Annotated in this window: 11 protein-coding genes; 7 read left to right on the top strand and 4 right to left on the bottom strand. The window is 42.1% G+C overall.

The genetic code is table 11. From position 1 onward, the window contains the following. Positions 1-4: 4 nt before the first annotated feature. Positions 5-1369, bottom strand: coding sequence for an amino acid permease (locus C6P11_RS00055; protein ID WP_056972882.1), 1365 nt, complete (start codon positions 1367-1369; stop codon positions 5-7). Between the two features lie 297 nt (positions 1370-1666). After that, positions 1667-2335: a potassium channel family protein gene (locus C6P11_RS00050; RefSeq protein ID WP_135517866.1), complete on the bottom strand. Its 669-nt coding sequence runs from the start codon at positions 2333-2335 to the stop codon at positions 1667-1669. Positions 2336-2537: 202 nt separating this feature from the next. Here C6P11_RS00050 and C6P11_RS00045 point away from each other — a divergent pair, with 202 nt between their 5' ends. From C6P11_RS00045 to C6P11_RS00015, 7 genes are all read left to right on the top strand, one after another. Further along, positions 2538-4724, top strand: coding sequence for an NEAT domain-containing protein (locus C6P11_RS00045; protein WP_135517865.1), 2187 nt, complete (start codon positions 2538-2540; stop codon positions 4722-4724). Positions 4725-4967: 243 nt separating this feature from the next. Further along, positions 4968-5321, top strand: coding sequence for a hypothetical protein (locus C6P11_RS00040; protein ID WP_135517864.1), 354 nt, complete (start codon positions 4968-4970; stop codon positions 5319-5321). 116 nt (positions 5322-5437) lie between these two features. Next, positions 5438-7600: an NEAT domain-containing protein gene (locus tag C6P11_RS00035; protein WP_167849495.1), complete on the top strand. Its 2163-nt coding sequence runs from the start codon at positions 5438-5440 to the stop codon at positions 7598-7600. Continuing rightward, complete coding sequence (locus tag C6P11_RS00030) at positions 7593-8375, top strand: NEAT domain-containing protein (protein ID WP_135517862.1); 783 nt, start codon at positions 7593-7595, stop codon at positions 8373-8375. Before C6P11_RS00035 ends, C6P11_RS00030 begins: the two co-directional genes overlap by 8 nt. A gap of 3 nt (positions 8376-8378) precedes the next feature. Then, positions 8379-9248 carry an ABC transporter substrate-binding protein gene (locus tag C6P11_RS00025; protein WP_135517861.1) on the top strand — a complete coding sequence of 290 codons (870 nt, stop codon included), beginning with the start codon at positions 8379-8381 and terminating at the stop codon, positions 9246-9248. An 11-nt stretch (positions 9249-9259) separates the two neighbouring features. Further along, positions 9260-10183, top strand: a complete 924-nt coding sequence (locus tag C6P11_RS00020; protein WP_167849494.1) for a FecCD family ABC transporter permease — start codon at positions 9260-9262, stop codon at positions 10181-10183. Beyond that, positions 10176-10859 carry an ABC transporter ATP-binding protein gene (locus C6P11_RS00015; protein WP_135517860.1) on the top strand — a complete coding sequence of 228 codons (684 nt, stop codon included), beginning with the start codon at positions 10176-10178 and terminating at the stop codon, positions 10857-10859. The genes C6P11_RS00020 and C6P11_RS00015 overlap by 8 nt, the downstream gene beginning before the upstream one ends. Before the next feature lie 37 nt (positions 10860-10896). On the opposite strand, the gene lepB is transcribed toward C6P11_RS00015, so the two are convergent. After that, positions 10897-11514 (bottom strand): signal peptidase I, encoded by a 618-nt coding sequence (gene lepB / locus C6P11_RS00010; RefSeq protein WP_003609873.1) that lies wholly within the window; start codon positions 11512-11514, stop codon positions 10897-10899. Between the two features lie 184 nt (positions 11515-11698). Further along, positions 11699-11895: IS3 family transposase (locus C6P11_RS00005; protein WP_167849493.1), on the bottom strand; the 197-nt coding region annotated here is incomplete at its 5' end.

Below are 11895 nucleotides of genomic sequence, written 5' to 3'. Positions count from 1 at the left end.
TTTTTTACAATGTTTGTTGCTTACGCTTTGACCAAAGTGTGTAACCAGCAATCATCAAAATGAAGAAGATGATTGTGGCGATAACTGAGACTTGCGTTGCAGGATCCAAAACCAAGATAACCAAAACTGCCAAGAAGAAGGCAATCGTCAAATAGCTCGTTGCCGGGAACAATGGCATCTTGTATGGATTAGTTTCTGATGCTGTCGTCTTCTTGTACTTGATGTGCGCCAACATAATCAAAATCCAAACGAAGATAAAGCTAATTGTTGCCACACCAGTAATCAAAACGAAGATTTGTGATGGGAAGAAGTAGTTCAACAACACAACCGCCAAGAAGATGATTGATGATGCCAACATACCAGTTACCGGCACCATGTTCTTAGAAATCTTTGCCAATGAGTGTGGTGCTTGCTTGTTCTTTGCCAACACATACAACGTACGTGATGTTGAGAAGATAGCTGAGTTAGCAGCTGACAATGCTGACGTTAGCACAACGAAGTTAACCAAATCAGCGGCAAACTTAATTCCCATACCAGCGAACACTTGCACGAAAGGTGATTGTGATGTGTTGATGTCATTCCAAGGATAAATTGCCATGATAATTGCAACCGCACCAACGTAGAACAAACCAACACGAACTGGAACGGCGTTGATTGCCTTTGGCAAATCACGCTCTGGGTTTTCCGTTTCACCAGCAGTCAACCCAACCATTTCAATTCCAGTAAAGGCGAAGATAACCATTGGGAATGCCATCAAGAATCCTGAGAAACCTGTGGCGAAGAAGCCACCATGGTCAACCAAGTTCGCAAAGCTCGCTGTGTGACCACCCGTGTGGAAACCAGTTGCAATCAAGCCAAGACCTGCAACAATCAACGCGATAATCGCAATAACCTTAATCGATGCAAACCCTGATTCCAATTCACCGAACCAGCGAACGTTCACCAAGTTCAATGCTACCAAGACCACGACCACAATTAGTGGCGTTAACCATTGCGGTAGGAAGGGGAACCAGTAACGCAGATATATTCCGGTTGCTGTTAAGTCCGCCATTGCCAAACTTGCCCAACTTAACCAGTAGGCCCAGCCGATGGCAAATTCCCATTTATCCCCAAGATATTCACGAACGAAATCAATGAATGATCGCATCTTAGTATTTGATAGTAACAATTCACCAACCGCTCGCATCATCAAGTAAGCAAAGATACCCGTGATAATGTACGCCAAGATAAGTGATGGACCAGCGGCCTTGATTGCCGTTCCTGATCCCAAGAACAGTCCCGTTCCAATGGCACCACCAATGGCAATCATCTGAATGTGCCGGGACTTCAAACCACGTGACAATTCACGTTGCTCATTTTGATTTTCCATAATAAACCCTCACTGCATGGGGTATAAAAAAAGTCCCCATGCCAAATTAAATTTGACATAGGGACGTTCATTAACGCGGTTCCACCCTAATTCTCAATCGATGATGACTGAGCAACTTAATTACGGTCAATTGAAAATCTCTCCAAAAGCGCCATCCCCAACGTTAACACACTCGCTTTCACCAACCGCGAGCTCTCTTAAGTCGTTAACTTTAGCTGAGAACCTCTTTCTTCATCAAGACGTCAATTAATAATGTTAACTATAATAACTTCTTATTTATTAGTCAAGCTTTCCGGCTTACTTTACCTTTTCAACGAGTGATTCAAAGTGCTTCACATCAACGCTCTCACCAACAACAGTGAGCACATCACCAATTTGAATCATCTCTGAAGATTCTGGTGCCACGACTACGCGTCCTTGCGACTTAATCGCAATTACGTTCAACCCGTAGTTTTTACGAATATTCAATTCTGAAATTGTCTTATTCGCAAACTTCAAATTCGCAATCTTGATTTCACCCAATGAGTGCTTATCACCCAAATCAATGTAGTTAATCAAGTTTGGTGTCATGATTTGTTCAGCCAAACGTTGCGCCATTTCGTGTTCAGGTCGTACCACCTGGTCAGCACCAACCTTGTCTAGCACGCGAGCGTGCAAGTTGTTTTCGGCCTTAGCAACCACGTGACGAACACCCATATCCTTCAACAAAATCGTTGTCAAAATTGAGGCTTGTTGATTGTGCCCAATCGCAACAATCACGTGATCAAAACTAGGTAGGTCCAAATCACGCAACGCATCTTCATCTTGGGCATCTGCAATCACGGCGTGGGTTGCGACGTCCATGTAGTTTTCAACCAAAGCTGGATTGTTATCAATCGCAAGTACTTCTTGATCGGCCGCAATTAGACATTCAAGCAATGAACCACCAAATCTTCCTAACCCAATGACCGCAAATGTTTGTTTCATACCTAATAACCATTCCCCAAATATTTTTATGTTTTAATTTTAACACTTACACACACAATTCCTAAACTTCGGAATTAAACTTGCATTAAATCTTACTATCTGCATAGAATGGTCAAAGTTTAATTGTGAACTTTCTGTGAATTTTCACAATCGCTATTATTTCGGGGATTTATTTTATTTTTTTAGGAGAACGATATCAAGTATGAGTAACTTATCACGTACTGCTTCATTGTTTTCGACAGCCGTCTTGGGTGGCATGCTGTTGACGACATCGATTAACAGCGTTGCAACCATTGCATACGCTGCTGAAACGACAGCAGTTGCTAGCACATCTAACGAGACAACCACCGATGCTATTATCACTGCCGAAGTGCCAATGGAAGCCAGTGACAGTATGGACCGATATTTTAACGCAACTGCTAAGTTAGCCGTTAAAGGGGCTACAACTGACGTCACAATTTCTTTCAAAGATTCAGTAGCTAGCATATTGTCTATGATTCCAGAGCTCACGTTCGATGGCATCACGCTACCAGTTAACGGGCAACAAGCCGTTACATTCACCATTCCCACTGATGATTTGAAACCAACATCAGGCTCAAAAGTAACGTTATCATCTTTTACTAGCGTGCCAATGAGTCCTTCAAAAGGCTACAAGTCAAATCTCACATTTGATTTATCATCACTTTTGCCAAGTTCATCGCTTACGACCGGTTCTTATGATTTGCCGATTTCTGCCGATAACAAAATGGATACATGGTTCGACAAGAGCTTCTCAACAAAGATTGGTTGGTTAACCTCTCAAGTAACTGTTAGCTACCAAGAATCAAAGCAAGCAATGCTTGGTATGATTCCGTCACTAACTTTTGACAACATTACCAAGTCGGTGAACGGCCAACGAATGATTACTTTCGATATTCCAACTAAGGATTTAAATCCTGATGCTAATGGTATTGCAAAAATTGCCTCATTTACATCCGTTCCAATGAGTCCTTCAAGGGGATATGCATCAACATTGTCATTTAACATGACCAGCGCAATGGGTGAATCCGGCGCAACTGATCCAGTTGCACCAGAAGTGCCAACGACACCAGCACAACCAGATAATCCTAGCGAATCTAATCCTGAAAAGCCGAGTCAAACAGCACTAAAGAATGGTGTTTACTCAGTACCATTAACCAACTACAAGACTGGCACAACGACTGCTTCAAGCATGAACAATTACCTGAAGACACCAGCGACAGTCACTGTTAAGAATGGTCAGGCAACTATCGATATCGAAACGAGTAACGCTTCTATCATGGGGATGATGTCTAATTATCGCTTTAACGGTATTAAAGCAACTGCATCTGGTAACCACTGGTTGGTGACACTACCCGTTACCGACTTGAACAAGACAGTTGCAACCAGTATGACGATTTCAATGAATGGTACGATCATTGAACAGCCTCAAGCCGACATGGTATTTGATGTTGAAAAAGCAGTTCGCCTCGGCGACGTGCCAACGGATACAAAGCCAGCGACGCCATCAACTCCTGAAAAGCCAGCAGGTGATACACCGGTTGCAACTCCTGATACATCAAACGATGTTGCGCAAGATGCAACCCATGCTTTGAGTATTTTACAAGGCGATAAGAACGAAAGCTCAATGGCCGCAACCTATATTCTGCCAACGATTAAGCTAAGCAAAAACGCTGATGGCACATACTACGCTTATCTAACAACGCACACACCAGCGATGATGGGACAAAATCCAATTCGCTTTAACGATAGCAAACATGCTGCTAAGTTAATGAGCACCAATCTGGTGAACGGTTACTATCAATCGGTTTTCCGTCTAACGCTAAGCGCATCAGAAATTGCGTCACCAATTTTGACTAACATTCACGTGCAATTTACATCACCACTCGTTTATAACGAGAACTATGAGATTCGTCTGGTTATCGGTGATCAATTGTCTGGCGATGCATCAGTTAACAACCAAAATAATAGTCAAACTCAAAACGAAATTACAGATACAGTGATTGTTCCACGTGAAACAGAGGCAACGGCAACGACTTTTGATCCTGCGCCAGTTGCATTCACTGCTGTAGCTTCATCGGTACCAATGGCAGCCACACCTTTGGCGACAACTCGTTTAGTTGCGTCACCTCAAACTGTCGTTACGTCACAAACAGCAACATCTGATAAGAAAATCAAGCTAGCACCTGCTCAAACGAAGCAGGTTGCCAAGAACAAAGCTGAAAAAACTGCTACCAAGGTCGCAGAACCAAAAGCACCTAAGCAATCTAAAATTGCACGCGCAGCAATGATTGGTGCTGGTGTTGCGATTACTGCTGCAGTCGGATTTGTTGGTGCCTCTCTTGCACTTAACATTTTCAAACGTCAATAACATTTAAAATCGCGACTACACAAGTTGAAACAGCAACTTACGACTGCTAATAATTATTTGCTTTTCGTTGTATCTTAAAAAAATAACCTACCATTAGAAAACACTCCTAAACCTTGGAGCCTTCCTTGTTTCTAGTAGAAATTTCTGCATAGAATGACCTATGTTACGACATTCACTTTATTCGAATGCTCATAACAAGCACACGTAGAAGTGTATTTTCAGGTTAGGAGATATGTATTTATCATGCATCATTTATCACGAACGGTAATGTTATTTTCAACAATTATTCTGGGCGGAATTGCGTTGACAACATCTTTTGATGGCAAAACCAACTCAGAAACTATCTTTGCATCAGAAGTCTTGCAAAAAACTTCAACATCATCATCCGCTACTAATTTAAAACCGGGTGTTTATGACGTTACTGCATATAACTATAAGACAGGTGGCGCCTACGAACCTGGTACGGTACCTACGCAAGGAAATAACGGTACTGAATCCAAATTCGCTAAATATTTTGATTCAAAACAGCAAGTCACAATTAACAACGATGGAACGGCAACGATAACATTCCATTTGGATTCAAAAAAATCGGCCTAAGTTCCTTATACCGTTATCAAGTTGGACCAAATTTAGTTCAAGCTACTTTCAATAAGAACAATAATACTTACACTGTTACGTTGCCCACTAGCCAATTGAATGGTGTCATCAAAACATTGATTATTTTTTCAACCGCTGACGCAAACGGTTTTCAAGAGAGCCATTCAAAAGTAACGCCTGAATCATCTGACCTATACTTTGATTGGTCTTCAGCAACAAAAACTGCTAACGACACAAAAAATAACGGGGCGGTTACTGATAATTCACACATATTGAAAGACGGTACATATGAAGTGCCACTTAAAACATATGCAATTGATGAAACACGTGAATCTGCCTTGAAACCTTATCTAAGTCCTTCAGCAACTGTCACAGTGAAGAACGGTCAAGCCACATTGGATCTTGTTGAAGATTCAAAAGGATTGAATCAAGCATCTCTCGGCGATTTTAGTTTTAATGGGTACGCTGCAAAGCACGACAAAAACCATTGGACGGTAACGTTACCAGTTGCAATGCTAAATCAGCACATAACGTCCCACGTTAACATTATGTTAGGTGGTTCATTTGTGTTTATGAGTCCAACTTTTGATCTCTCGCTTGATATTCAAAAGTATCTTGATGCTACTGAACATGCACCAAATACTAACGATGACAAGAACAATGCTTCAACATCACCAGATAAAAAGCCCGATGCACCAACAACGCCTGTTAGTGAAGAGACACATGAGTTAAGCATTCTACAAGATCCAAAAAGTGAGAACAAAGGTAAGCCATCAGTAGCTGCACAATACCTGTTGCACACTATTAAATTGGTTAAAAATTCGGATGGTTCTTATTATGCCTATATAACGACTAATACCCCAAAAACTATGGGTAACGCACCAATTACATTTACGGACACGCAACATGAACCTAAGGTAGTTAGTACGACATTAGTCAATGATAACTATCAATCAGTTATTCGTCTTAAGCTATCAGCTTCAGAAATTTCAGCGCCGATTTTAGCAAATATACATGTCAAATTTACGATTCAGGGAGTAATGAGCTACGATCACCCTTACGTTATTCAGCTTGTCATTGGTAAATCATCCGATGCTGATAGCTCTAAGAGTTCTTCAATGAAGAGTTCTTCCGAGTCTTCTAAGAGCAGCAGTGCTTCTAGTTCAGAAAAAACTAAGAGTTCTTCTCAATCTTCTAAGACCAACAACTCTTCTAGTTCTGAAAATGCTAAGAGTTCTTCTCAATCTTCTAAGATTAACAGTTCTTCTAGTTCAGAAAAGACCAATAGTTCGTCTGAGTCTTCTAAGACCAGCAACTCTTCTAGCTCTGAAAATGCTAAGAGTTCTTCCGAGTCTTCTAAGACTAATAGTTCATCTAGCTCCGAGAACACTAAGAGTCCTTCTACAACGCCCATTACGAAGCCTGACACACCAAAGACAGATATCACAGAGGAAATGCGTAGTTTAACTATTCTGCAATCCGATAATGACAAGCCTTCAATGGCTGCCACCTACATGTTGCCAACAATTAAGTTAGTCAAAAATGCAGATGGATCTTACTTTGCTTTCATTACAACGCATACGCCAGAAATGATGGGGCAATCGCCTATTACTTTCAATGATGCAACACACGATGCCAAGGTTATCAGTACCGAATTGGACAGCGGTTTCTACCAATCAGTTGTCCGTTTAACATTGTCACCATCAGAATTATCAGCGCCAATTATCACTAATATTCACGTGGCGTTTACACAACCAATGCCTTACGACAACTACTACAGCATTCGCTTGGTTATTGGCGATAATACGGCCACAACTTCTACATCACAAACAAGTAATAGCGTGGCTGATAATACGCCAACGGTTGTAGCACCGGACACTGCCATTAGTACCGCGGGTATGTCTAACAACACAACGGCATCCAGCGCATCTACAAGTAAAGCGCCCGTCGATACAAATTCCGTAACCACTGCGCCGGCGGTTGTAATGCCACAATCAGCTGTTAAGACGCCACAACACACAGTAGTGACCACAAACCAAGCTCAATCAGCAACTCAAAAGAGCACATCCGAGAAAAAGCAACACAAAATTCACGTCGCACAAAAGCACCTGCCAGCTACCAATAGTTCTAGCCATCTTTCAAGCGTTAAGGTGACGGCGGAACATTCTAATATGAGTGCCGTTATGATTGCCATCGGTGCTTCAATTGCAACAGCTATTGGCTTTATCGGCACATCGCTCGCCTTAAATATTTGGAGAAAGCACAATAATAATGATTAAAAAAATTTTGATTACCGTCGCGCTTAGCTTAACGACAATTCTAACGCCAACATATTTTGTATCTGCAGATAGTTATACTGTACCGATGCAAGTTTTAGAGAACGGTACAAATAAAACGTCGTATGCGGCGGCCTATTTTGCTGGTTCGGCAACCGTTACACCCAGTGATAACGGTTATTCAATCACATCAACGATTACAACTGATACAAGTTTAGGTAATTATCCGGTCCAGATGCTGAGCGTTGATGGTGGTGGTGTTTCAATCGCCAAGAGTCAAGCGGGAAATAATCAAACAATCACTTATACTTTCCGCACAAACGACCTAAGTGCCCGTCACAATGCCAATATTCGTGTCGATGTTGATAATATCAACTATCACCACAATTACACGGTTGGGTTAGTTGTTGATGGATCAACTGTCCCGGCGCCACAGCAAGCGACAGTTGCTTCGTCATCTGTTGCACAGCACAGTGCTACTACTTCAAGCGCTTCCAGCACATCAACCCAATCAAGTGTAACGAGTGAATCAGTTTCGACTGATAGTTCGGCGATTACATCAAACAATGCTTCATCAACAACTTCAACAAGTAGTGAAGTCTCAACTTCGGCAAATGTTAGTGATAAGAAAAAAGTTCCTGTGACTAAGAAAGAGGTCACACCTCAAACGGACACAGCGACTAGTGAAACACCTTTGCCGATTGCAGCGATTATCGGTGGTGGATTAGTGATTGGAATTGCCGGTGCAGTTGCGCTAAATCTACTAAAGAAGAAGTAAGCCATGTCAAAAAAACAACTAACTGGATTAAGTATCCTATTCATTATTTTGGTAATACTAGCTGGCGGTTGGGTATGGTTAGTGACGCAAAAGGACGGACATACAGCGTCATCCCCAACAAAACGGATAATCGTCACTACAAATGCGCAAGCCCAAGTGTTTGATAAATTAACCATCCCCTTAGTTGGGGTGCCCACACCTGGTGAGCAACAAACACTGCCAAAACGGTATGCCACGTTGCCTCAAGTTGGTAATCACGTTGCACCTAATTTGGAAAAAATGTCGTCACTAAAACCTGATGTGGTCTACTTAGATAGCGCATTGGTTGATGACTACCAACAAAAGTTAGCCAGCGATCATATCGCGACGCAGACATTGGATTTTTCAACACTTGATGCGTTAAAAAGTAGCATTAACACAGTCGGGGACCAATACAATAAACAAACTGAAGCAAAGCAACTAGTTAAACAATTGACCATTAAGCCCGTTAAATTAGCATCCCGACCAAAAGTTGCACTACTCATGGGGATGCCGGGTGGTTCATTCTTGATCGGCACCCAACACAGCTATGTCGGTGATTTAATTACTAAAGCAGGTGGGGATGTCATTGGGGCAGGTGACTCAGCGTATACGAACTTGAACGCTGAACAAATCGCATCCGAGAACCCTGATGTCATCATTACCATGGCGCATGCAATGCCCGACAATGTTTTCAAAAGTTTTGATGCTCTGTTTGCCCAAAACAATTGGCAGGCTATTAATGCTGTGAAAAACGGGCACGTCTATCAAGCCAAAGAACCTATTTTTGGTATGACAGCCAATCTCAATGCGCCAAAAGCATTCGATCAACTCAAAACTTGGTTAGGAAATTAAAGGGGCTGCCTATGAAACATCTTTATAATTGGGTGCTAGTTGGTTTGCTAATCATCAGCGTTGTCATCGCTTTGATGGTTGGTAGCACTGGCCTGCCAGTCTTTTCAAATAATGACGCATGGCACCTCATCCTGGCTTACCGACTGCCACGCATTATCGTGAGTATTATTGGTGGCGCCATTATCGGCACCAATGGTTTGTTACTACAACTTGTCTTACGTAATCGATTTGTCGATGCCTCGATCTTAGGCATGATGAACGGTAGTCAGTTTTTCACAACAGGTGCGTTGGTTTTAATCCCAAGCGTACTAGCCAATAATGTTATTGTCGGGGCACTTACCGGCATCATTATCATGATCGGGTGGCGCCTCGTGATGCCGACTAATCGTGGTAATTTACAGCTCATTTTGATTGGCATTGCAACCGCGATGACATTTCAAGCGGGCACAAACATTGCCAGTGAAGGATTCGGCCTACCATTACCTACACTCAGCACCGTCACTTGGTTGCAAGTTGTCCAACTAGCCATCAGCGGGTTAGTCGGTAGTATCTTATTACTCTTGGTTTGGCATCATTTAAAGTATTTCGCGTTGTCATCTCAGCAAGTTCGTCTGCTGGGAATCAACGAATCACGCACAATGTGGTATGTCTTAATCGCCATTAGTATTTGGATTGGCGCTTTAACTAGCTTGATTGGCGTCGTCTTTTTCTTAGGGGCGATTCTGCCACAAATCGCTCGGTTAATGTCACCAAAAGCGAAATCACAACAGTTAATTGGTTCGACTGCTTTGTGGGGCAGCTTATTATTATTAAACGCTGATACCATCGCCCGAACGATTTTAGCGCCTAAAGAATTGTCGACCAGTGCCGTCTTGCTCGCAATTAGTGGGCCATTATTCGTTCTAATGCTCATTCGAGGTGGTCGCCATGCTTAAATTTAATCAAGTTTCATTCAATCGCAATGAGAAACGTATTCTGAATGATGTTTCGGCATCGCTTGAACCCAATCGCATTACGACATTGATTGGTCCAAACGGAGCTGGAAAAACAACCTTGTTGCAATTAATAACCGATGACCTAAAGCCGTCGACCGGATTTATCACGGAACGGCCAAAGAAAATCGCGTTACTCGCACAAAAAAACGAGCTGTTTGAACCGCTGACAGTACGCGATCTTTTAACGATTAAGCAACCGGATTTGGATGAGCGTATTATCAACGCCTTACAACTCGAAGCGTTGCTTGATCAAAATATGATGTCGCTATCTGGTGGCCAACAGCAACTCGCTTGGCTAGCCTTTGTCCTGCATCAAGCACCAGATTTACTGATTCTTGATGAGCCAACTACTTATTTGGATTTGCAATACCAGCAAATCTTTCTAAAAACGTTGCAGCGTGTCCAAAAAGAACGCCAATTGACAGTGATTATGGTTCTGCATGACTTAAATCAGGCCTTTGCTTACAGCGATGCCATTTGGTTGCTTAACAAATCGGGTGAATTGTTAACAGCTGACAAGCAAACTTTGCTAGATGAGGCCAAACTTTCTGCGGCGTTCCAAACGCCACTCAAAATTGTGTCTGTGGATGACCAAACATTAATCTTACCGATATAAAAAAATGCGACTAGCACTTAGCTAGTCGCATTTTTCATTACTTCTCAAAGAATGTCTTCCATTGTGTGTTAATGTTAGCCTTCTTTTCTGCGTTACCCCAGAATGGCACCTTCACAACACCCAAAACCTTGTCTTCGCTGACAAATCCCCAATAACGTGAGTCGTTTGAGACTGTACGGTGATCACCAAGGACAAAGTATTGTCCCTTTGGCACCTTAACCGTCTTTTGGCGTTGCCAACCCATGTGGTCACCAAGTTCAGTCAAGCTTGACCAGTTACCAACGTTGTTAACCGTATTCGTTGCCGTTTGCTCAGATTCAGGAATGAAATCTTGATCAACAACCTTGCCGTTAACCTTGATAACACCATTCACAGCGCTAACTGTGTCACCAGGCATACCAATTACACGCTTAACGTAATCCTTGTGACCATCAACTTCTGGATCTTCACCATAAGCATCAAATACCACGACACTTCCTCGGTGAACTTTGTCTGGCTTCAAGACAAATACACGTTCGTTGTTAGTCAAATTTGGCTCCATTGAAGTTCCGTCAACACGGACCAACGTAAACCAGTAAGACTTAATCAAGAGCGCAATAATTAATCCGATAGCAATCGGAATAACCCAAGACATAATCTCGCGAAATGCTTTCATGGGTGTTCTCCTATCATATATGTTTCTTATCCCTAAGTTTAGCACACCTACCGGGAAAATTTGTCCTAATAACAAGCGCCTTTACAAAACGTTCAGATTTTTTCAAGTTTCATTCACTGGTACAAAAAAAGACACCGCAATAATGCGGTGTACCCAAAAAGTTAAAGTAAAATATTTTAGCTGATTAAGCGGCCATTTGTCGGTATTCTACCGGTGAGTGGCCGTTTAATTTTGCTTGAATTCGTGTGTTGTTATAATACAGTATCCAATTGTTAATTGCATCAATCAACTCTTTTGCTGATGAATAATTGTTCAATGGGCCGATTTCGACTTTCAACTTATTAAAGAAACTTTCCATAACCGCATTGTCTAGAGCGGTCG

It is taken from the genome of Weissella confusa, assembly GCF_004766315.1.
Lineage (GTDB): Bacteria > Bacillota > Bacilli > Lactobacillales > Lactobacillaceae > Weissella > Weissella confusa_A.
The sequence above is the reverse complement of the archived record's forward strand: the minus strand, read 5'-3'. Positions and strand labels throughout refer to the sequence as shown.